The organism is Azospira restricta, assembly GCF_016858125.1.
Classification (GTDB): Bacteria; Pseudomonadota; Gammaproteobacteria; order Burkholderiales; family Rhodocyclaceae; genus Proximibacter; species Proximibacter restrictus.
On record NZ_CP064781.1, the window covers coordinates 1923094 to 1943810 of the forward strand.

Below are 20717 nucleotides of genomic sequence, written 5' to 3' on the forward strand. Positions count from 1 at the left end.
TCCTGCCGGGGGAGCGCATGCTCCCCCGGTTTTCATTTGGAGTCGCTGCATGCCCCTGCAGGTCGCCGTTGGTCATTCCTCCCTCACCGGTCCGCGCGAGCGGAACGAGGACTTCTGCGGCGTCGTCACGCCGGAGGGGCAGGAGCTCGAGAACAAGGGCCTGGTCGCCGCGCTCGGCGACGGCCTCGGCGGTCACAAGGGCGGCCGCGAGGCGTCCGAATACACGGTGCGCGGACTGCTCTGCGACTACTACGCGACGCCCGACACCTGGGGCGTGCATCGTTCGATCGACAAGGTCGTCACCGCGCTCAACCGCTGGCTGCTGTCGCAGTCGGCGCGCGACCCCGAGCTCGCCGGCATGGCGACCACGCTCTCCGCCGTCGTGCTGCGCGGCCGCCGCTACTACAGCGCGCACATCGGCGACTCGCGCATCTACCTGCTGCGCGGCGGCGAGCTGTTCCGGCTGACCACCGACCACCTGTGGGACCACCCGGAGCTGAAGAACGTGCTGTCGCGCGCGGTCGGGCTCGATGCCCACCTGCTGCTCGACTACGCCGAGGGCGAGCTGCAGGCGGGCGACCGCTTCGTGCTGCTCTCCGACGGCGTCTGGGGCGTGCTGCCGGAGGCCAAGCTGGTCGAGGTGCTGCTCGCGCAGCCCGAGCCGCAGCACGCGGCGGCGGCGCTGACCAGCCTGGCGCTGGCCAGCGGCGGCCAGGACAACGCCTCGGCGGTGGTCGTCGAGGTGCGCGAACTGCCGCCACCGAGCCTGCGCGACAGCCTCGAGCACGTCTCCCAGCTGCCGCTGCCGCCGCGTCTCAAGCAGGGGCAGGAGCTCGACGGGCTGGAAGTCGAGGAGGTCCTGCACGAATCGCGGCTGACCTTGCTCTACCGCGTGCGCGACAAGCACAGCGGGCAGCGCCTGGTGCTGAAGACGCTGCGCCCGGAATGCGCCGGCGACCAGGAGGAGATCTCCGGCCTGGTCATGGAGGAGTGGCGCGCCCGGCGCGTCGTCTCGCCCTTCTTCCCGCAGGTGGTGCCGGCCGACGAGCGCAGCTGCCTGTACTTCCTGATGACCTGGCACGAGGGGGCGACGCTGCAGCGGATGCTCGATGCCGACCACCACTTCACCGTCGCCGAGGTCGTGCAGCACGGCGTCCGGCTGCTGAAGGGCATCGCCGCGCTGCACCGCCTGGAGATCGCGCACCGCGACATCAAGCCGGCCAACATCCACCTCGGCCAGGACGGCCGGCTGCGCATCCTCGACCTCGGCGTCGCGCTCAGCGCCGGCGAAACCGGCGCCGCGGCCGGCAACCCGGGAACGCCCAGCTTCATGGCGCCGGAACTGTTCGCCGGCGAGGCCGCTGTTGCCGCGCACGACCTCTACGCCGCCGGCGTCACGCTCTACCACCTGCTGACGCGCAAGTACCCGTACGGCGAGATCGAGCCCTTCCAGCATCCCAGGTTCGGCGAGCCGGTGCCGCCGACGCGCTGGCGCCCGGAGGTGCCGGCCTGGGTCGAGAACCTGCTCTTGAAGGCGGTGGCGAAGGATCCGGCGCAGCGCTTCGAGACCGCCGAGGAATTCCTGCTCGCGCTCGAACGCGGCGCCGCGCGCCCGCTCGCGGCGCCGGCGCGGCAGCCGCTGATGACGAAGAACCCGCTGCTCGCCTGGCGGTTGATCGCCGCCGTCTCGCTCGCGCTCAACCTGGTGCTGCTCGCGCTGCTGCTGCGCTGAGCGGGCACCGACCCGCTGCCATCGGCGGCGCGGCGCGCTACACTGGCGGCATGGAAAACACCGCACTGATCCTCTTCGCCCACGGCGCCCGCGACCCCGAGTGGGCGAATCCGATGCGCCGCGTGCGCGCCGCGATCCGCGAGCGCTCGCCGCAGCTGCGCGTCGAGCTCGCCTTCCTCGAATTCATGGCGCCGGATCTCGAAAGCTGTGCCGCGGCGCTGGCCGACGAAGGCTACGCGACGGTGGTCGTGGTGCCGATGTTCATCGCCCAGGGCGGCCACCTGAAGAACGACGTGCCGCTGCTGATGGAGCGCCTGCGCGAACGCCACCCGCAGGTCTGCTTCGCGCTGGCGGCGCCGGTCGGGGAGGCGGAGCCGGTGGTGCGGGCGATGGCTGCCTATGCGCTGGGCCTCGCCACCGGCGACGCGCTCGCGGCCGCCGACTGATTTCCGGCACTCGATTCCGCGCCGGCAGGTGCCTGCGTCCGCAGCCTTCCACGACATCGGCCTATGTCGTCGGCCTACTCTTCGCCGGCCGGCGGTGGTAAGCTGATCACCGGTGAGCCGAATCCGCGCCGATGCGCCACGCGGCCTGCCGCGTCCCGCCGACATCCTCGCCTTCGGCGCTGCGGCTGGAACGACGGCGACGACCGGCGTTGATGATGGGGTCGTAATGAATTCGTCCGATTACAGCATCTTGGCGAGCGAAGAAGCGCGACGTTCGTTCTTCGAGGCCCTGCCGGCGGCGATCGTCGTCGTCGATGCGGCGGCCCGCATCCGCGCCGGCAACGCCGCCTGGCGGCGCCTCGCCGCCGACTGCGGCATCGCCGGCGACGACTACCTCGTCGCCGCCGCCGCCCTCGACCGTGCCGTCCCGCCGGATACCCCCGCCTGCACGACGCAGCTGCGCGAAGTCCTCGCCGGCGGCCGCGACGTCGCGGCCGGCGTCTATGCCTGCGCCACGACCGGCGGCAGCCGTCGCCTCCACGTCCATATCGCCGCGCTGGCCGGCGCCGACGGGCGCGGCGCGGTGGTCAGCCACTTCGATCTCGCGGCGGCCGCCGCGCCGGATGGCGCGCCGCGGCAAGCGGCCTTGACCGACCGTTCGCTGCACGCGGCCGGACAGCGCACGCTGCTGCTGGTCGACGACGAGGAGAACATCCTCGCATCGCTGAAGCGCCTGCTGCGCCGCGACGGCTACCGCATCCTCACCGCCGAGAGCGGCGCCGCGGCGCTCGAACTGCTGGCGCAGAACGCCGTCGACGTGATCGTCTCCGACCAGCGCATGCCGAACATGACCGGCGTCGAGTTCCTGCGTCGGGTGAAGACCCTCTATCCGGCGACGGTGCGCATCGTGCTTTCCGGCTACACCGAGCTGCAGTCGATCACCGACGCGATCAACGAGGGGGCGATCTACAAGTTCCTGACCAAGCCGTGGGACGACGAGCTGCTCCGCGCCAACATCGAGGAGGCCTTCCGCCACAAGGAGATGGGCGACGAGAACCTGCGCCTCGGGCGCGAGCTGGAGGCAGCCAACCGCGAGCTGGCGGCGGCCAACGCGCAGCTCACCGCGCTGCTGCGCGACCAGCAGCGGGCGCTGGCGCTCGGCGGCGCCAGTCTCGAGGTGGCGCGCGAAATCCTCGCCGAGGTGCCGCTGCCGGTGATCGGCGTCGACGAGGACGGGCTGATCGTCTTCGCCAACCCCGCGGCGGAGACGCTGCTCGCCGGCGAAGAGCCGCTGCTCGGCGCCGACGCTGCGACGCACCTGCCGGAAGCGCTGTTCCGTTTGCTGCCGCCGGCCGCGGCGGCCGACGCCGAAGCAACGATCGGCGGCCGTTCCTGCCGCGTGCTGTGCCGCGCCATGAGCGGGCGGGCAAGCGGCCGCCTGCTGCTGATCCTGCCGAAGGGAGAATGCTGATGCGAAGCGAACGCAGGGAAATGGCCCTCGACGACGTGTCGGCGGGCATGACGCTCGCCGACGACGTGCGCGATGCCGGCGGCAGCGTGCTGCTCCCCGGCGGCACGCTGCTCACCGAAGCGCATCTCGCCAGCCTGCGCCGGCGGGGCGTCGAGCGCCTGGCACTGGCCGTCCCGGTGCGTCTGGACGACGCCGCGCGCGAGGCCGAACTGCAGCGCCTCGAGTTGCGCCTCGCGCATCTTTTCCGCGGCTGCGCCGGCAACGCCGCCGCCGCCGATCTCCGGCAGCGGCTGCTCGACTATCGCCGGAGCCGGCTATGAACGGCGAAAACCTGCGCCTCGACGCCGAGCGCATGCTGGCCGGGATCAACGCGCTGCCGTCGCTGCCGACGATGGTCGCCGAGCTGCTGGCGAGCATCGACGACGCCACGGCCGACACCGACGCGATCGCCCGCCGCATCGCCCACGACCAGGGGCTGACCACGCGCATCCTGCGCGTCGCCAATTCGCCGTTCTACGGCCACTCGCACCGCATCGCGTCGATCGCCGACGCGGTCATCGTCCTCGGCCTGCGCAGCGTGCGCGCGCTCGCCGTCGCCGCCAGCTTCGCCTCGGTGTTCAAGGCCGGTACCGATACCGAGGAGGAACTGCGTGCCTTCTGGAAGCACGGCATCGCCGCCGCGCTGTGCGCGCGCGTCCTCGCCCGGCGGGTCGGCGTGCCCGAGGAGGAGGCCTTCATCGGCGGCCTGCTGCACGACATCGGCCGCGTCGCGCTGGTGACCTGTTTCCCGCGGCACATGGCGGCGGTCGCCGCCTATCGCCGCGAGTGCGACTGCTCCCCGATCGACGCCGAGCGGGCGGTGCTCGGCATCGACCACGCCGAGGTCGGCCGTCTGCTCGCCGAACGCTGGCGCTTCCCGCCGGCGCTGTGCGCGGCGATCGGCTGCCACCATGCGCCGCCGGTCGACGCCTATCGCGCGCTGCCGGGCATTCTGCACCTCGCCAACGTGATCGCCAGTGCGCTCGACGTCGGCGGCGAGGCGGACGCGCTGGTGCCGTGCCCGGACCCCGCCTGCTGGGAGGCGGCGGCACTCTCCGCGGACGAGAGCGAGCGCCTCTTCGCCGAAGTCGAGGCGCAATTCGGCGAGATCTGCGAGATACTGGTCTAGCGGATGGACGGAGCGACGCAGGATGAGCGGAGTGATTGAGGCCTTTGTCTGGAGCGAGCACATGGCGACGGGCATCCCGGAGGTCGATGAGGACCACCGCGGGCTGATCCAGATCGTCAACGAAATCGGCCGGCTGCAGTGCGGCGGCGAGGGCGGCGTCGACCTCCGCGCCGAGTACGACCACCTCAAGCTGCACGCGGTGGCGCACTTCCAGCGCGAGGAGAAGGCGATGGCGCACCAGCGCGTCGACCCGCGCCACGTCGAGACGCATCGCCGCCTGCACTGCGATTTCATCGGCCAGCTCGAGGCGATGCGCGACGGCGGCAAGCAGGACATCACCGTGCTGCAGCACTTCATCATGCGCTGGCTGATCTACCACACCCTCGGCGTCGACCTGGTGATGGCGCGGCAGATCGAGTTCATCCAGTCCGGCATGAGCCCGGCCGAGGCCTACGACAAGGCCGGCGGCGGCAACGGCGATCCGGCCACCGACGGCCTGCTCAAGGCGCTCGGCCTCGAGCGCGAGCGTGCCGACGAGGTCCGCCGCGACATGCAGCAGCGCCTCGGCCAGATCATCGACGGCGACCCGGTGCCGACCTTCGTGATCGACGCCGAGCACCGCGTCACCCATTGGAACCGCGCCTGCGAGCTGGTCACCGGCATCAAGGCCGCCGACATGGTCGGCACGCGCAACCAGTGGCGCGCCTTCTACGCCAGCGAGCGGCCGGTGATGGCCGACCTGATCGTGAATGGCGCACTCGAGGAGAAGTTCGAGCAGTTCTACCGCGGCATCTACCGCCGCTCGAAGCTGGCGCAGGATGTCTACGAGGCGGAAAACTTCTTCCCGCATTTCGGCGACGGCGGCTGCTGGCTGTTCTTCACCGCCGCGCCGGTGCGCGACCTCGCCGGCAACATCGTCGGCGCGATCGAGACGCTGCAGGACGTGACCGACCGCCACAAGGCGGAGGATGCGCTGCGCCGGCACCAGGAGGACCTCGAGCGGACTATCGCCGAGCGCACCGCCGAGCTGGCCGACGCCAACCGGCGCATGGCCGAGGACATCGCCATGCGCGAGCGGGCCGAAGCCGAGCTGCTGCGGCGCTACGCCGAGGTGACCCGGCTCAACATCGAGCTGTCGCAGGCCAAGGAGCAGCTGACGCAGTCCGAGAAGATGGCCTCGATCGGCCAGCTGGCGGCGGGGGTGGCGCACGAGATCAACAACCCGATCGGCTACGTCCATTCCAACATCGGCTCGCTCGAGTCCTTCCTCGCCGACCTGTTCCGCATCCTCGACGCCTACGAGGCGCTGGCGCAGGCGGTGCCGGACAACGAGCGGGCGCTGGCGGCGAAGGCGCTGCGCAGCGAGCTCGACCTCGACTTCCTCAAGGAGGACATCCCGGCGCTGCTGAAGGAGTCGAAGGAGGGGATCACGCGCGTCAAGAAGATCGTCCAGGACCTGAAGGACTTCTCGCACGTCGACAGCTCGCAGGAATGGCAGTGGGCGAACCTGCACCACGGCCTCGACTCGACGCTCAACATCGTGAACAACGAGATCAAGTACAAGGCCGACGTGATCAAGGAATACGGCGTCCTGCCCGAGGTCGAGTGCCTGCCGTCGCAGCTCAACCAGGTGTTCATGAACCTGCTGGTCAATGCCGCGCACGCGATGGGCGCGGAACGCGGTAGGATTACCGTGCGCACGGGCGCCGCCGACGGCAAGGTCTGGGTCGAGATCGTCGACACCGGCTGCGGCATGTCGCCGGAGGTCCGCCAGCGCATCTTCGATCCGTTCTTTACCACCAAACCGATCGGCAAGGGGACCGGTCTCGGCCTGTCGCTGTCCTACGGCATCGTCCAGAAGCACCACGGCACGATCGACGTCGACAGCGAGCCCGGGCGCGGCTCCACCTTCCGCATCACGCTCCCCGTCGAACAGCCGAAACCCGAAACCGCACCATGAACCTTCCCGCCGCCACTTCCGACCTGGTCGACGCCGCCGCCGCCGAGCGGCCGTGGCGCCTGCTCTGCGTCGACGACGAGCCGAACATCCTCTCTTCGCTGCGCCGCCTGCTGCGCTCCAGCGGCTACCAGGTGACGCTGGCCAACAGCGGCGCCGAGGGGCTGGAGGCGCTGGCCAAGGAGGAGGCCGACCTGGTCATCTCCGACATGCGCATGCCGGTGATGGACGGCGCGCAGTTCCTCGACCAGGTCCGCCAGCGCTGGCCGGACACCGTGCGCATCCTGCTCACCGGCTACGCCGACATCGCCTCCACCGTCGCCGCGATCAACCGCGGCGAGATCTTCCGCTACATCGCCAAGCCGTGGGACGACGAGGAGGTACTGCAGACCATCCGCAAGGCGCTCGAACGCAAGGCGCTGGAGCGCGAGAAGGCGCGCCTGGAAGCGCTCACCGTGCGCCAGAACGAGGAGCTGAAGGCGCTCAACCAGTCGCTCGAGGAGAAGGTGCAGGCGCGCACGCAGGAACTGGCGCTGGCCAACGAGAAGCTGAAGGGCAGCTTCCTCACCTCGGTGAAGGTCTTCGCCAACCTGATCGAGCTGCGCGAAGGCGCGCTCGCCGGCCATTCCCGCCGCGTCGCCGACCTCGCGCGCAAGATCGCCGCGAAGATGGGGCTCGCCGGGCGCGACCTGCAGGACGTCTTCCTCGCCGGCCTGCTGCACGACATCGGCAAGATCGGCCTGCCCGACAGCCTGCTGGCGAAGCCGGTCACGCACATGAGCGGCGACGACCTCGGCGCCTACCGCAAGCACACGATCAAGGGCGAGCAGTCGCTGATGGCGCTCGACGAGCTGCGCGGCGCCGCCGCGCTGCTGCGCTCGCACCACGAGCGCTTCGACGGCCAAGGCTTCCCCGACGGCCTGTCCGGTCTCGCCATCCCGCTCGGCGCGCGCATCCTGGCGCTGGCCAACGACTACGACGGGCTGCAGATCGGCATCATCTCGCCGCGCCGGCTGAACCCGGAGGAGGCCAAGAAACTGATCGTCGACGGCCGCGGCAAGCGCTACGACCCGCAGGTGGTCGATGCCTTCCTGTCGATCTTCGGCAGCGTCGAGCCCGAGCCCGGCGGCGGCGTGCTGGTGCCGCTCGCCGACCTGCAGCCGGGCATGGTGCTGGCGCGCGACCTGGTCACCCGCGACGGCGTGCTGCTGCTGGCCGCCGACTACCTGCTCGACGAGCGCCTGATCCGGCAGATCCAGGACTACGCCCGCGCCGAAGGCGGCCTGCACGGCCTGCATATCCGCACCGACAAGCGCTGAGTCCGGCCGCCCGGGGGCGCGCGGTCGGCGGCGCACGCGGCTGCGCAGATCGTGCCGGCTGATGACGTCGGCAAGGTTTTTGCCGCCGTCCGGCGATTTTTGACCGAACTCAAGGAATTCCCGGGCGCGGCGACCAACACTGCGGGCATGAAACGCTGCCCGGAACTCCAGGATCTCTCGCGCGAACACCACACCGCGCTCGCGCTCGTGGTGCGCCTCAAGCGTGCCGCCGCCAGCGGCGACGAGGCGCAGGTCGAGGCGGCCTGCCGCCGCACCTGCGAAGTCTTTGCCGGCGAGCTGCTGCCGCACTTCCACGTCGAGGAACGCGACCTGTTGCCGGCGCTCGAGGCCGCCGGCGCCAGCGCCGTCGTCGCGCGCACGCTGCTCGAGCACCGCGCGCTGCAGCGGCTGGTGCGCGAGCTCGAGCTGCCCGACCCGGACGTGTTGCTGCGCTTCGCCGAGCTGATGTCCGCGCACGTGCGCTTCGAGGAGCGCGAGCTGTTCGAGGTCGCCGAAGACCTGCTCGGCCGCGAGGCGCTCGCACGCCTGCTGGGCCATCCCGGCCACTGATCCCCGCCGCACCGTTCCCGTTCGTCGCTGCCGTTTTCCACGCCAACAGCGTGCGCATGCACCGTTCTGTTGCACTGCAATAGTGCAATCTGCATATTTAGCACAGCGTGATGCAACGAGCCAAGCGCTTGTTTCTTTGATCTAAATCCATTGTTTTTGATATGTGGCACGGTGGTTGCGATGTGCACTGCATCGCAACCCCACACTGAGAGGAAAACACCATGGACAAGAAGATCGACATCGTCAGTCGCCGCGGCTTCGTCAAGGCGGCCGCCGGCGCGGCATTGATGGGCATGTTCCCCGGCCTCAACGCGGGCGTCTGGGCGCAGGGCTCGGATGCGCCGGAGAAGCCCGAGGTCAAGATCGGCTTCATCCCGCTGACCGACTGCGCGTCGGTGGTGATGGCCGCGGCCAAGGGCTTCGACAAGAAGTACGGCCTCAAGATCGTGCCGACCAAGGAGGCGAGCTGGGCCAGCGTGCGCGACAAGCTCGTGAACGGCGAACTCGACGCCGCGCACGTGCTCTACGGCCTGATCTACGGCGTGCATCTGGGCATCGGCGGGCCGAAGAAGGACATGTCGGTGCTGATGTCGCTGAACAACAACGGCCAGGCGATCACGCTCGCCAACAAGCTGAAGGACCTCGGTGTCACCGACGGTGCCGGGCTGAAGAAGCTGATCACCGCGAAGCCCGGCGAATATACCTTCGCGCAGACCTTCCCGACCGGCACGCATGCGATGTGGCTGTACTACTGGCTGGCGGCGCACGACATCAACCCGTTCAAGGACGTGAAGACGATCACGGTGCCTCCGCCGCAGATGGTCGCCAACATGCGCGTCGGCAACATGGACGGCTTCTGCGTCGGTGAGCCGTGGAACAACCGCGCGATCATGGACAAGATCGGCTTCACCGCGGTCACCTCGCAGGACATCTGGACCGACCACCCGGAGAAGGTGCTCGGCACCACCGCCGAGTTCGTCGCCAAGTATCCGAAGACGGCGATCGCGATGATGTGCGCGATCATCGAGGCCGGCCGCTGGATCGACGCCTCGCTCGCCAACCGCCGCGAGACGGCGGAGACGATCGCGCAGAAGGCCTACGTCAACACCGACATGGACGTCATCCTCGAACGCATGCTCGGCCGCTACTCGAACGGCCTCGGCAAGAGCTGGGACGACAAGAACCACATGAAGTTCTTCAACGACGGCGCGGTGAACTACCCGTACCTGTCCGACGGCATGTGGTTCCTGACGCAGCACAAGCGCTGGGGGCTGTTGAAGGACGACCCGGACTACCTCGGCGTGGCGAAGAAGGTGAACCAGGTCGAACTCTACAAGCAGGCCGCCGCCCGCGTCGGCGTCAGCGTGCCGAAGAGCGACATGCGCACGAGCAAGTTCATCGACGGCGTCGTCTGGGACGGCAAGGACCCGAAGAAGTACGCCGGCGGTTTCAAGGTCAAGGTTTGAGGAAGGAAGCATCATGAGTGCAATTACTTTCGACAAGGCGGCCGGCTTGGCCGCCGCCGTACCGGCGGCCGCGGAAGCGGTCGCGGCACCGGTCGCCAAGGTGGCGCCCGCCGCCGGCGACAGCGCAGCGCCGGCGTCGGCGCCGAAATCCGCCGGCCGCGCCGGCGAGTGGCTGAAGGCCGTCGCCCGCGCCGTGCTGCCGCCGGTGATCGGCATCGCCGTGATGATCGGCATCTGGTACCTGGCCACGCTCAAGGCCGGCGGCAGCCTGCCCGGGCCGGTGCAGACCTGGGAGGCAGCGGTCAAGCTGTTCGCCGATCCGTTCTACTCGAACGGTCCGAACGACCAGGGCATCGGCTGGAACGTGCTCTCCTCGCTGCAGCGCGTCGGCATCGGTTTCGGCATCGCGGCGGCGATCGGCATCCCGCTCGGTTTCATGCTCGGCCGCTTCGCCACGCTCTCCAGCATGGTGAACCCGATCATCAGCCTGCTGCGGCCGGTGTCGCCGCTGGCCTGGCTGCCGATCGGCCTGCTCGTGTTCAAGAAGGCCGACCCGGCGGCGACGTGGACCATCTTCATCTGCTCGATCTGGCCGATGATCCTCAACACCGCGCAGGGCGTCACCCGCGTGCCCTCGGACTACATGAACGTCGCCCGCGTGCTCAACCTCTCGGAGTGGAAGATCTTCACCAAGATCCTGTTCCCGGCCGTGCTGCCGTACATGCTGACCGGCATCCGCCTGTCGATCGGTACCGCCTGGCTGGTCATCGTCGCCGCGGAAATGCTCACCGGCGGCGTCGGCATCGGCTTCTGGGTGTGGGACGAGTGGAACAACCTCAAGGTCGAGCACATCATCATCGCCATCTTCGTCATCGGCATCGTCGGCCTCATGCTCGAACAGGCGCTGATCGCGATCGCCAAGCGCTTCTCCTACGAATGAACGGACAAGGAGCCCGATCATGAAAAAATTCGTACAAGTCGAAAGCGTCGGCATGCGCTTCGACACCAAGAAGGGGCCGTTCGTCGCGCTGCGCGACATCGACCTGACCATCGAGAAGGGCGAGTTCATCGCGCTGATCGGCCACTCCGGCTGCGGCAAGTCGACGCTGCTGAACCTGATCGCCGGGCTGACCACGCCGAGCGACGGCGTGCTCATCTGCGACGGCCGCGAGATCGCCGGGCCGGGGCCCGAGCGCGGGGTGGTCTTCCAGAACCACTCGCTGCTGCCGTGGCTGACCTGCTTCGAGAACGTCTACCTCGCCGTCGAGCGCGTCTTCGGCGCCAAGGAAGGCAAGGCCAAGCTGAAGGTGCGCACGCAGGAGGCGCTGGCGCTGGTCGGCCTGACCCACGCCGAGCAGAAGTATCCGCACGAGATCTCGGGCGGCATGAAGCAGCGCGTCGGCATCGCCCGCGCCCTCTCGATGCAGCCGAAGGTGCTGCTGATGGACGAGCCCTTCGGCGCGCTCGACGCGCTGACCCGCGCCAAGCTGCAGGACGAGCTGATGAAGATCTGCGACGCGACGCAGGCGACCGTGGTCATGGTCACGCACGACGTCGACGAGGCGGTGCTGCTCTCCGACCGCATCGTGATGATGACCAACGGCCCGGCGGCGACGATCGGCGAGATCCTCGCGGTCGACCTGCCGCGCCCGCGCAACCGCTTGGAGCTGGCGCACGACCCGCGCTACATCGAGTGCCGCGCCGCGGTGCTGTCCTTCCTCTACGAGAAGCAGGCGCACCACGAGAAGCTGGCGGCCTGACCCCGCCGCCTTCGGGAACGGGCGGCCGTCCCCCGGCGGCCGCCCGCTTGATCGGCGTCGTGGCCGCCGATGGCAAACCGGAGTATAAGGAAGCCTCGCCGCCGGCCCCGCCCGGCGGCGCTTCCGGAACACTCACGGATCGCTGGCAAATGGGGTTGCAAGCAAGAATCTGGCTGTTCGCGTCGCTGCTGATCGCGCTGATCACCGCGGCCGATTTCTTCGTCAGCCGCAGCCTGATCGAGAAGGAAGTCCGTACCGAGCTCGAGAACGACGCGCGTGCGATCCGCGCCGTGCTGATGGCGATGCGCCGTGTCTACCACCAGCAGTTCCTCGACAGCGGCCTGCCCGTCGAGGAACGCACCATCGGCTTCCTGCCGGCGCACGCGCTGTCGCGCATCTCGGCCGACTTTCCCAACTGGACCGACAGCGGCCTCTCCTTCAACAACGTCAGCGACCGCCCGCGCAACCCGGCCAACCTGGCCGACGCCGACGAGCAGGAGGCGATGCGCTACTTCGCGGCCCATCCCGCCGAGAAGGAGCGCCTGACCGAAATCCGCAGCCCGGACGGGCGCAGCTTCTACCACTTCACGGCGCCGATCTGGATCGAGCCCTACTGCCTGAAGTGCCACGGCGAGCGCAGCGCGGCGCCGCCGTCGGTGGCGAAGAGCTACGAGGCCGCCTACGGCTACCAGGTCGGCGAGCTGCGCGGGGTGATGAGCATCAAGCTGCCGACCGAGATGCTGCGCGAGCGCGCGCAGGCGGAATGGTGGACCGGCTTCTCGGTGCGCCTGGCCGGCTACGTGCTGCTGCTGCTGATGCTCGGGGCGATGGTCAACCGCGTCGTCACGCAGCGCCTGCTGGCGCTCAAGGATTCCGCCGAGCGCGTTGCCGGCGGCGACTACGCCGCCCGCTGCGCGCTCGACGGCAGCGACGAAGTCAGCGCGCTCGGCCGTTCGTTCAACGCCATGGCCGGCGCCGTCGAGGCCGGCACGCGCGAGCTCGAGCAGCACCGCAACCACCTCGAGGAAATGCTCGCCGCGCGCACGCAGGACCTGGTCCGCGCCAACGCCGATCTGGTCCGCGCGCGCGACGCCGCCGAGGCGGGCAGCCTCGCCAAGAGCGCCTTCCTCGCCAACATGAGCCACGAGATCCGCACGCCGATGAATGCGATCACCGGCATGGCCTACCTGATGAAGCGCGACGATGCCCTGCCGCCGAAGCAGGCCGAGCGGCTCGACAAGATCGACGCCGCCGCCCGCCACCTGCTCGGCATCATCAACGCGATCCTCGACATCTCCAAGATCGAGGCCGGCCGCCTCGTCCTCGACGACCAGCCGATCGTGCTCGAGACCATCCTCGGCAACGTCGCCTCGATGCTGATCGAAGCGGCGCAGGCGAAGCAGCTGCGCCTCGTCGTCGACGCCCGGCCGATGCCGGCGGGCCTCGTCGGCGATCCGACGCGGCTGACGCAGGCGCTGCTCAACTATGCCGGCAACGCGATCAAGTTCACCGAGACCGGCGCCGTCGTGCTGCGCCTGCGCCTGCTCGACGAAACGCCGGACACCGCGACGGTGCGCTTCGAGGTCGAGGACAGCGGCCCCGGCATTCCGGCCGACGTGCAGGCGCGGCTGTTCACCGCCTTCGAGCAGGCCGACAGCTCGACCACCCGGCGCTACGGCGGCACCGGCCTGGGCCTCGCCATCACCCGCCGCCTGGCCGAACTGATGGGCGGCAGCGCCGGCGTCGACAGCGTGCCGGGGCAGGGCAGCACCTTCTGGTTCTCGGCCGTGCTGAAGAAGCGCGGCGAGGGGCCGGCGGCGACCCCGGCGGCGCCGGTCGGCGCCGCCGAAGCGGCGCTGCGCGAGCGCCACCGCGGCCGCCGCGTGCTGCTGGTCGAGGACGATCCGGTCAACCGCGAGGTCGCCGCCGGCCTGCTGGCCGAAGCCGGACTTGCCGCCGCGCTCGCGGCGAACGGCGCCGAGGCCGTCGAGCAGGTGCGCGACGCGCGCTTCGACCTGATCCTGATGGACCTGCAGATGCCGACGCTGGGCGGGCTCGACGCGACCCGGCAGATCCGCGAACTGCCGTACGGCGCCGCGGTGCCGATCGTGGCGATGACCGCCAATACCTACGTCGACGACCGGCGGCGCTGCGCCGAGGCCGGCATGGACGACTTCGTCGGCAAGCCGGTGGTGCCCGAGCGCCTGTTCGAGGCGCTGCTGCGCTGGCTGGATCGCGGCCGGCGCACGCCGCGGCCGGCGGACGGGCGCTGACGCGCCGCGGCGGCGAAGCGGGCGGAAAACAAAGAGGACTCCCGAGGCCGAAGGGGCGGCCAGCGGGAGTCCGGCCGGCTTGGGGCCGGCGCAGTCCTCAGAGGGAGGAGGTTTGCAGGGGGTGGGCGCGCTGGAAGTGCTGGTAGGTAGCCACCAGTTCGCCGGCGTGCTCGACGCGGCCGTGCTTCAGCGCGATTTCGATATCGTCGAGGATCATCAGGTGCAGCCGCGCGACGCCGGCGTCGCTCTTCAGCAGCTCGCAGCCCATTTCGGCGGCGACGATCGTCGGCACGTGCTCGTGCTCGGCGATGGCGGCAACCTCATCCTGATCCAGTTCGCAGAAATCCAGGCAATCTTCGAGGCAAAGCATAGGCAGTCTCCGTTCGTGCATGCCGCTTGCGGGGTGTGCCCGTCTGCAAGGCTGGCGGCGTGCCGGTTTCATCGATGCCCGCTTTTTGGGTCGCTCCGGTCACGTTCCGGAGCTTATCGGTGCGGTACTCAAGTAAGGTTAGCCAGCCACCGGAAAAAGGCAAGGCGGCGGGCACGGGGATAAAAAATTTCCATCCGGCTGTCGCCTGACAGCTACAGGCGCAGCGTGCCGTCGGGCGTCGCCGCCACCAGCTGCAGGCGGTTGAGCGTCGGCAGCAGGTCCAGCCGCGTCGCGCGCTTCAGCGCCTCGGCGCGCACCCGCATCTCGGCGAGCGGTACCGCCAGCGGCTCGCCGGCGGCGGCGAGCGCGATCGTGTTGCCGCCCTCGCAGGGCGGCAGGATCAGCGCACGCCCGGCGAAGGCCGTGCGGATGCGGTCGACGCTGGCGCGGAAACCGCGCGTGTTGAACAGGTTGGTCGCCAGCAGCCCGTGCCGGCTCAGCCGCGCGCGGCAGTGCGCGTAGAAGGCTTCGCCGTCGAGCTCGCCGACGCGCGCGTCGTGGTCGAAACCGTCGACCAGGATCAGGTCGTAGCGCCGGCGGTCGCGCGCGATCAGCTCGGCGCCGTCGCCGATGCGGATGCGCAGCCGCGCATCCTCGTCCGGCAGCTTGAAGAACTGGCGCGCGGCGAAGGGGATGCGGCGGTCGATCTCGTAGACGGTGATCCGCGTCTGCGGCAGGTAGCGCCAGATGAACTTGGCCAGCGAGCCGGCGCCGAGGCCGACCAGCAGCGCGTTCTTCGGCCACGGCGCGTCGCGCAGCAGCAGGCCGGCCAGCATCTCGCGCGTGTAGGCGAGCTCGAGCGCCCACGGCCGGCGGATGCGCATCGCGCCCTGGATCCATTCCGAGCCGAAATGCAGGTAGCGGACGCCGTCGTCCTCGCTGATGTCGATGCTGTAGCGGTCGTCTTCCATGGGCGGCGGCACCGGGGCATGTCTGCGTCGACCGGCGTCGCCCGTCGCTCACTGTGAACACGCCCTGGAGTGGTGCAAAAATTTTCGTGATCCGGGAGAATTGGCAGCCTGCAACGCCAAAATACCAAACCAGCCGGGACTGCAGGCAAAAACAATCCGGCAAGATACAGGAGCGAGAGATGCTGGGGAATATGAAGCTGCGCAGCAAGATCGTGCTGCTGGTGCTGGCCGCACTGGTGGGCATGGCGTCGATCACCGTCTTTTCGGCGCTCGCCGCCAAGCGCGACCTGACGGAGGGGCGCAAGGAGCTGATCAAGTCGATGGTCGAGGCCGGCTACAACATCCTCGAGCACTACCAGGGGCTGGAAGCCGCCGGCAAGCTGTCGAAGGAGGAGGCGCAGCGCCTCGCCGCCGAGGCGGTGAAGGTGGCCAAGTACGGCGGCGCCGACGGCAAGACCGAATACCTCTACGCATGGACGATGCAGGGCGTCGGCGTCGTGCACCCGAAGGCCGAGATCGTCGGCCAGAACATGCTGGAGAAGATCAAGGACGGGCAGGGACGCTACACGATCAAGGATCTGATCGCAGCCGTGCAGACGCAGCGCGGCGCCTACGTCGACACCGCCTTCCCGCGCCCCGGCGGCAAGGAGCCGCTGCCCAAGCTGCAGTACGTGATGCACTTCCAGCCCTGGGGCTGGCTGATCGGCACCGGCCTCTACATGGACGACCTCGACGCCGCCTTCCGCACGCGCGTGCTCGGCGACCTCGTCGTCGCCGCGATCGCGCTGCTGGTGATCGGCGGCGTCGGCTTCGTCGTCGCCCGCAGCGTGCTCGGCCAGGTCGGCGGCGAGCCGGGCGAGGCGATCGACCTGATGGCGCGCGCCGCCGCCGGCGACCTCACCGTCGACGTGCGCCGGGCGCCGAAGGGCAGCATGCTCGCCTCCTTCGGCGAGATGCTCACCTCGCTGCGCAGCATGGTCACCGAGATCCACGCCGGCTCGAACAAGCTGATCGCCGACGCCGAGCGCATCAACAGCGCCGCCAAGGAAGTCGCGCAGGCCTCGCAGCAGCAGGCCGACGCGACCTCGGCGATGGCCGCCGCGATCGAGCAGATGACGGTCAGCATCAACCACATCTCCGACACCGCGACCGAGACCGAGCGCGCCTCCGAGCGGGCGGCGAGCGAGGCGGCCGAGGGCGAGCAGCAGGTGCAGACGGCGACCGCCGAGATCAACAAGATCGCCACCTCGGTCACCGAGGCCTCGCACAAGATCCGCGAGCTCGACCAGCGGGCCGACCAGGTGTCGTCGATCGCGCAGGTGATCAAGGAGATCGCCGGCCAGACCAACCTGCTGGCGCTGAACGCGGCGATCGAGGCGGCGCGCGCCGGCGAGCAGGGGCGCGGCTTCGCGGTCGTCGCCGACGAGGTCAGGAAGCTCGCCGAGCGCACCTCGGCCGCCACCGTCGAGATCGAGCAGATGATCAGCGGCATCCAGAACGACACCGAATCGGTGGTCGGCGTGATGGACGCCGCGCTGCCGCAGGTCGAGGCCGGCGTGCATCTCGCCGAGGGCGCCGCCAAGTCGCTGCGCGACATCCGCGAAGGCGCCTCGCAGACGCTCACGCGCATCCGCGAGGTGGCCGACTCGACCAAGGAGCAGAGCGTCGCCAGCACCAGCATCGCGCAGCAGGTCGAGCACATCGCGCAGATGGTCGAGGAGACCAGCGCCGCGATGAACGCCACCGCCGGCACTGCCAGCGAACTGGAAAGCCTCGCCAGCGAACTCAACCGGCTGGTCGGGCGCTTCCGCTGCTGAGGCGGGGCGGCGGACGGAGCGGGCGCGGCCTGGCCGCGCCCGTTGTCATTTCTTGCCGCCGAACAGCTTGCCGAAGGCGCTGCCGATGCCCTCGGCGGCGCCGGTGCCGATGCTGCCGATGCCGCTCGCCAGCCCTTCCAGGCTGATGCCGAGCACGTTGGCGCTGGCCGCGGCGACCTGGGCGAGGAAGTTCTCGTTCAACGAGAACTTCGGGTCGCCGAGGTCGCCCTCGAGCACGAAATCGGCGACGATGCGGCCGTCCTTGTCCTTCAGCATCTTCACCACCGCCTCGCGTGGCATGCCCATGAAGGTCCTGCCGGTCGCCAGTTCGAGCCCGGAAAGCGTGACCCGGCCCGGCGCATGCAGCCGGTTCTTCTTCACCGTCGACTTCAGGTCGAGATCGAGCGAGCCCTTCCTGACGCCGGTTTCGGCCGCCTTGATCAGGTAGGGCTGGAAGGCGACCAGGTCCACCGCGGCGAGCTTCGCCTGCACCTCCGAGTTCTTGCGGGCGATCTCCGCCCAGCCCCGCAACGACACCTTGCCGTCGCGCTGCACCCCCTTCACCGTGCCGTCCAGCTCGATCGAGGTGCGTCCGACCAGCCAGGGCAGGCGCAGCTGGCCGAGGCGCACCGTCGTCTTCTCCAGGCGCAGCTTGTGCGCCGGCTGGCGCACCGAGGCGTCGTAGAAATCGACCGCGGCGTTGTCGAGCGTGATGCCGCCGATGGTGACCTCCGGCATCGCGTCGTCCGCGTCGTCCGCCGCACCGCCGGTGCGCGCCGCCTTCTCCTTCCGTTCCGCCTCCGCCTTGCCGAGCAGCGACGGCAGCAGCACCAGCTTGCCGTCCTTCCGGCGCAGCATCGATACATAGCCGTCCTCGACCTCGATCGCCGCGATGCGGATGTCGCGCGCCAGCAGCGCGTCCCAGTCCGGGCGGATCACCACCCGCTTCGCCGCCAGCTCCTCGGCCGCCGGCCAGTCCTTGCCGGCGCGGATGCGGATGCCGTTGATCGCGATCGACGACAAGCCGGCCTCGATGCTCGCCACCTCGGCGTTCGGGCCGAGCGCGGCTTCGATCGTCGTCCGCAGCTTGTCGGTGGCCAGCCGCAGGCCGACGACGGCGCCCGCCGCCAGCGCGGCGAGCACGAGCACGGTCCACAGCAGCCAGCGGCGGCGCGGACGCGGGGCGGGGGCGGCAAGGTTTTCCGAAGCTTCGGTGCTCATCGTCGGCGGCGCTCCTTGGCGGTGGTCAATAGCCGGCGGCTATTCAAGTTTTAGCCAAAATTAATTATGCAACAGCCTGTCGCCTGTCTATGTTGGGATCGTCAGGGCCGTTCGCCGGCTGTTCCGGCGGGTCTTGTCCATGCCGACTATCTCACCCTACAGGAGGCGCATATGCAACTGAAAGGATCCAAGACCGAGACGCATCTGAAGAATGCATTCGCCGGCGAATCGCAGGCCAACCGCCGTTACCTCTACTTCGCCAACAAGGCCGACGTCGAGGGCCGCCCCGACATCGCCGCGCTGTTCCGCTCCACCGCGGAAGGCGAGACCGGCCATGCCCACGGCCACCTCGAATACCTCGAGAAATGCGGCGACCCGGCCACCGGCCTGCCCTTCGGGCCGACCGAAGCCAACCTGAAGAGCGCCATCGCCGGCGAGACCCACGAATACACCGACATGTATCCGGGCATGGCGAAGGACGCGCGCGCCGAAGGCTTCGACGAGATCGCCGACTGGTTCGAGACGCTGGCCAAGGCGGAACGCTCGCACGCCAACCGCTACACGAAGGCGCTGAGCGAGCTGGGCTGAGGTGGTTTCCCCGACCCTTCGCTGCGCCTGTCCTGGGCGTGTCGAAGGGGCGGACGGTGGGGAGCCAAGGGAGGGGCTGCTGCGTAGCCGGAGCAAGCCGTTCGTGCCGAGTAGCGGCGCACTGCGCTGCCCCTCGACGAAGCTCGGGACGGGCTCCCCGAAGCACGCACCGCGCCCCGGCAAGAATCAGGTCCGCAGAGGATCGCGACGGAGGAGATGCTCATGTCCGAGATGTCCGCGCCACCCGCGCCGACGCCGCCGCGCGAAGGCAACCTGGAAGCGCCGACGCGCCATCCTATCGACTGGCAGCAGCCCGGCTACTACGACCGCGACGCGCTGCTGCACGAGATGGAGCGCGTCTTCGACATCTGCCACGGCTGCCGCCGCTGCGTCAGCCTGTGCAGCGCGTTCCCGACGCTGTTCGACCTGGTCGACGAATCGAAGACGATGGAAGTCGACGGCGTCGCCAAGGCCGACTACTGGAAGGTCGTCGAGCACTGCTACCTGTGCGACCTGTGCTACATGACCAAGTGCCCCTACGTGCCGCCGCACAAGTGGAACGTCGATTTCCCGCACCTCATGCTGCGCGCCAAGGCGGTGCACTTCAAGACCGGCGAGACGAAACTGCGCGACAAGGTGCTGACCAGCACCGACCTCGTCGGCAGGTTCTGCGGCATCCCCATCGTCGCGCCGACGGTGAATGCGGCGAACAAGGTCGGCGCGCTGCGCCAGGTGGTGCAGCGCGTCGCCGGCATCCACGCCGAGGCCTGGCTGCCCGAGTTCTCGGCGAAGCCGCTCCGCAAGCGCCTCGCGCAGCTGCCGGCCGACACCCCGGGCGAGCCGGCCGGGCGCACGCGCGGCAAGGTCGCGCTGTTCGCCACCTGCTACATGAACCGCAACGAGCCCGGCCCCGGCGAGGACTTCGCCGCCGTCTACGCGCACAACGGCATCCCGGTCACGCTCGCGGTGAAGGAGCAATGCTGCGGCATGCCCAAGCTCGAACTGGGCGACTTCGACTCGGTGAAGAAGGCCAAGGAAGCGAACATCCCGGTGCTCGCCCAGCTGGTCGACGACGGCTGGGACCTGACCGCGCTGATCCCCTCCTGCGTGCTGATGTTCCGCCAGGAAATCCCGCTGCTGTTCCCCGACGACCCGGACGTGCAGAAGGTCCGCGCCGCCTTCTTCGACCCCTTCGAATATCTGCTGCTGCGCTACAAGGAAGGGATGCTGAAGACCGACTTCAAGCACACGCTGGGCAAGGTCGCCTACCACGCCGCCTGCCACCAGCGCGTGCAGAACATCGGCCAGAAGACGCGCGAGGTGCTGTCGCTGGTGCCCGGCACCGAGGTCGACATCATCGAGCGCTGCTCCGGCCACGACGGCACCTACGCGGTGAAGGCCGAGTTCCACGCGCACGCGATGAAGATCGTGAAGCCGGTGGTCGCCCGCGTGAACCAGGCGCAGCCCGACCACTACGGCAGCGACTGCGCGATGGCCGGCCACCACATCGCGCACGCGCGCGCCGACGGTAGCGCCGCGGAGCATCCGATCACGCTGCTGCGCCAGGCCTACGGCATCTGAAGGGAGA

General features: G+C 69.4%; 18 protein-coding genes. 15 read left to right on the forward strand and 3 right to left on the reverse strand.

Annotation, left to right across the window (positions count from 1 at the left end; genetic code table 11):
• The first annotated feature begins 49 nt into the window (after nucleotides 1-49).
• From IWH25_RS09435 to IWH25_RS09490, 12 genes are all read left to right on the forward strand, one after another.
• Nucleotides 50-1732 (forward strand): bifunctional protein-serine/threonine kinase/phosphatase, encoded by a 1683-nt coding sequence (locus tag IWH25_RS09435; protein ID WP_203389046.1) that lies wholly within the window; start codon nucleotides 50-52, stop codon nucleotides 1730-1732.
• A gap of 50 nt (nucleotides 1733-1782) precedes the next feature.
• Nucleotides 1783-2178, forward strand: a complete 396-nt coding sequence (locus IWH25_RS09440; protein ID WP_203389047.1) for a sirohydrochlorin chelatase — start codon at nucleotides 1783-1785, stop codon at nucleotides 2176-2178.
• 112 nt (nucleotides 2179-2290) lie between these two features.
• Nucleotides 2291-3649, forward strand: coding sequence for a response regulator (locus tag IWH25_RS09445; protein ID WP_203389048.1), 1359 nt, complete (start codon nucleotides 2291-2293; stop codon nucleotides 3647-3649).
• Complete coding sequence (locus IWH25_RS09450; RefSeq protein WP_203389049.1) at nucleotides 3649-3969, forward strand: hypothetical protein; 321 nt, start codon at nucleotides 3649-3651, stop codon at nucleotides 3967-3969. Before IWH25_RS09445 ends, IWH25_RS09450 begins: the two co-directional genes overlap by 1 nt.
• Nucleotides 3966-4817, forward strand: a complete 852-nt coding sequence (locus tag IWH25_RS09455) for an HDOD domain-containing protein (RefSeq protein ID WP_203389050.1) — start codon at nucleotides 3966-3968, stop codon at nucleotides 4815-4817. The genes IWH25_RS09450 and IWH25_RS09455 overlap by 4 nt, the downstream gene beginning before the upstream one ends.
• Before the next feature lie 22 nt (nucleotides 4818-4839).
• Nucleotides 4840-6777 (forward strand): ATP-binding protein, encoded by a 1938-nt coding sequence (locus IWH25_RS09460; protein ID WP_203389051.1) that lies wholly within the window; start codon nucleotides 4840-4842, stop codon nucleotides 6775-6777.
• Nucleotides 6774-8093 (forward strand): response regulator c-di-GMP phosphodiesterase, NosR family, encoded by a 1320-nt coding sequence (nosR, locus tag IWH25_RS09465; protein ID WP_203389052.1) that lies wholly within the window; start codon nucleotides 6774-6776, stop codon nucleotides 8091-8093. Before IWH25_RS09460 ends, nosR begins: the two co-directional genes overlap by 4 nt.
• Before the next feature lie 147 nt (nucleotides 8094-8240).
• Nucleotides 8241-8663, forward strand: a complete 423-nt coding sequence (locus tag IWH25_RS09470; protein ID WP_203389053.1) for a hemerythrin domain-containing protein — start codon at nucleotides 8241-8243, stop codon at nucleotides 8661-8663.
• 221 nt (nucleotides 8664-8884) lie between these two features.
• Nucleotides 8885-10129: a CmpA/NrtA family ABC transporter substrate-binding protein gene (locus tag IWH25_RS09475; RefSeq protein ID WP_203389054.1), complete on the forward strand. Its 1245-nt coding sequence runs from the start codon at nucleotides 8885-8887 to the stop codon at nucleotides 10127-10129.
• 13 nt (nucleotides 10130-10142) lie between these two features.
• Nucleotides 10143-11069, forward strand: a complete 927-nt coding sequence (gene ntrB / locus IWH25_RS09480; protein WP_203389055.1) for a nitrate ABC transporter permease — start codon at nucleotides 10143-10145, stop codon at nucleotides 11067-11069.
• A 19-nt stretch (nucleotides 11070-11088) separates the two neighbouring features.
• The gene (locus tag IWH25_RS09485; protein WP_203389056.1) at nucleotides 11089-11889 is read left to right on the forward strand and encodes an ABC transporter ATP-binding protein; all 801 of its coding nucleotides are present in this window, start codon (nucleotides 11089-11091) and stop codon (nucleotides 11887-11889) included.
• Nucleotides 11890-12038: 149 nt separating this feature from the next.
• Nucleotides 12039-14162, forward strand: a complete 2124-nt coding sequence (locus IWH25_RS09490; RefSeq protein WP_203389057.1) for a c-type heme family protein — start codon at nucleotides 12039-12041, stop codon at nucleotides 14160-14162.
• Between the two features lie 97 nt (nucleotides 14163-14259).
• Here the strand turns inward: IWH25_RS09490 and IWH25_RS09495 are convergent, their stop codons facing one another.
• Both IWH25_RS09495 and IWH25_RS09500 read right to left on the reverse strand, forming a co-directional pair.
• Nucleotides 14260-14532, reverse strand: a complete 273-nt coding sequence (locus tag IWH25_RS09495; RefSeq protein WP_203389058.1) for a hypothetical protein — start codon at nucleotides 14530-14532, stop codon at nucleotides 14260-14262.
• 212 nt (nucleotides 14533-14744) lie between these two features.
• Entirely contained in the window at nucleotides 14745-15503 is a 759-nt protein-coding gene (locus IWH25_RS09500; RefSeq protein ID WP_203389059.1) for a spermine/spermidine synthase domain-containing protein, read from the reverse strand.
• Nucleotides 15504-15682: 179 nt separating this feature from the next.
• Here IWH25_RS09500 and IWH25_RS09505 point away from each other — a divergent pair, with 179 nt between their 5' ends.
• Nucleotides 15683-17320 carry a methyl-accepting chemotaxis protein gene (locus IWH25_RS09505; RefSeq protein ID WP_203389060.1) on the forward strand — a complete coding sequence of 546 codons (1638 nt, stop codon included), beginning with the start codon at nucleotides 15683-15685 and terminating at the stop codon, nucleotides 17318-17320.
• A gap of 45 nt (nucleotides 17321-17365) precedes the next feature.
• On the opposite strand, the gene IWH25_RS09510 is transcribed toward IWH25_RS09505, so the two are convergent.
• Nucleotides 17366-18541, reverse strand: coding sequence for a DUF748 domain-containing protein (locus IWH25_RS09510; RefSeq protein ID WP_203389061.1), 1176 nt, complete (start codon nucleotides 18539-18541; stop codon nucleotides 17366-17368).
• A gap of 171 nt (nucleotides 18542-18712) precedes the next feature.
• On the opposite strand from IWH25_RS09510, the gene IWH25_RS09515 reads away from it, so the two are divergent.
• The gene (locus IWH25_RS09515; RefSeq protein ID WP_203389062.1) at nucleotides 18713-19129 is read left to right on the forward strand and encodes a rubrerythrin family protein; all 417 of its coding nucleotides are present in this window, start codon (nucleotides 18713-18715) and stop codon (nucleotides 19127-19129) included.
• A 222-nt stretch (nucleotides 19130-19351) separates the two neighbouring features.
• Nucleotides 19352-20710, forward strand: coding sequence for a heterodisulfide reductase-related iron-sulfur binding cluster (locus tag IWH25_RS09520; RefSeq protein ID WP_238999054.1), 1359 nt, complete (start codon nucleotides 19352-19354; stop codon nucleotides 20708-20710).
• The last annotated feature ends 7 nt before the right edge of the window (nucleotides 20711-20717 follow it).

What these genes read in the sequence shown, in the direction of transcription:
- IWH25_RS09435 (WP_203389046.1), top strand. Translation starts at nt 50, where the DNA reads ATGCCCCTGCAGGTCGCCGTTGGTCATTCCTCCCTCACCGGTCCGCGC.
- IWH25_RS09440 (WP_203389047.1), top strand. Translation starts at nt 1,783, where the DNA reads ATGGAAAACACCGCACTGATCCTCTTCGCCCACGGCGCCCGCGACCCC.
- IWH25_RS09450 (WP_203389049.1), top strand. Translation starts at nt 3,649, where the DNA reads ATGCGAAGCGAACGCAGGGAAATGGCCCTCGACGACGTGTCGGCGGGC.
- IWH25_RS09455 (WP_203389050.1), top strand. Translation starts at nt 3,966, where the DNA reads ATGAACGGCGAAAACCTGCGCCTCGACGCCGAGCGCATGCTGGCCGGG.
- IWH25_RS09460 (WP_203389051.1), top strand. Translation starts at nt 4,840, where the DNA reads ATGAGCGGAGTGATTGAGGCCTTTGTCTGGAGCGAGCACATGGCGACG.
- nosR (WP_203389052.1), top strand. Translation starts at nt 6,774, where the DNA reads ATGAACCTTCCCGCCGCCACTTCCGACCTGGTCGACGCCGCCGCCGCC.
- IWH25_RS09470 (WP_203389053.1), top strand. Translation starts at nt 8,241, where the DNA reads ATGAAACGCTGCCCGGAACTCCAGGATCTCTCGCGCGAACACCACACC.
- IWH25_RS09475 (WP_203389054.1), top strand. Translation starts at nt 8,885, where the DNA reads ATGGACAAGAAGATCGACATCGTCAGTCGCCGCGGCTTCGTCAAGGCG.
- ntrB (WP_203389055.1), top strand. Translation starts at nt 10,143, where the DNA reads ATGAGTGCAATTACTTTCGACAAGGCGGCCGGCTTGGCCGCCGCCGTA.
- IWH25_RS09485 (WP_203389056.1), top strand. Translation starts at nt 11,089, where the DNA reads ATGAAAAAATTCGTACAAGTCGAAAGCGTCGGCATGCGCTTCGACACC.
- IWH25_RS09490 (WP_203389057.1), top strand. Translation starts at nt 12,039, where the DNA reads ATGGGGTTGCAAGCAAGAATCTGGCTGTTCGCGTCGCTGCTGATCGCG.
- IWH25_RS09495 (WP_203389058.1), bottom strand. Translation starts at nt 14,532, where the DNA reads ATGCTTTGCCTCGAAGATTGCCTGGATTTCTGCGAACTGGATCAGGAT.
- IWH25_RS09500 (WP_203389059.1), bottom strand. Translation starts at nt 15,503, where the DNA reads ATGGAAGACGACCGCTACAGCATCGACATCAGCGAGGACGACGGCGTC.
- IWH25_RS09505 (WP_203389060.1), top strand. Translation starts at nt 15,683, where the DNA reads ATGCTGGGGAATATGAAGCTGCGCAGCAAGATCGTGCTGCTGGTGCTG.
- IWH25_RS09510 (WP_203389061.1), bottom strand. Translation starts at nt 18,541, where the DNA reads ATGAGCACCGAAGCTTCGGAAAACCTTGCCGCCCCCGCCCCGCGTCCG.
- IWH25_RS09515 (WP_203389062.1), top strand. Translation starts at nt 18,713, where the DNA reads ATGCAACTGAAAGGATCCAAGACCGAGACGCATCTGAAGAATGCATTC.
- IWH25_RS09520 (WP_238999054.1), top strand. Translation starts at nt 19,352, where the DNA reads ATGTCCGAGATGTCCGCGCCACCCGCGCCGACGCCGCCGCGCGAAGGC.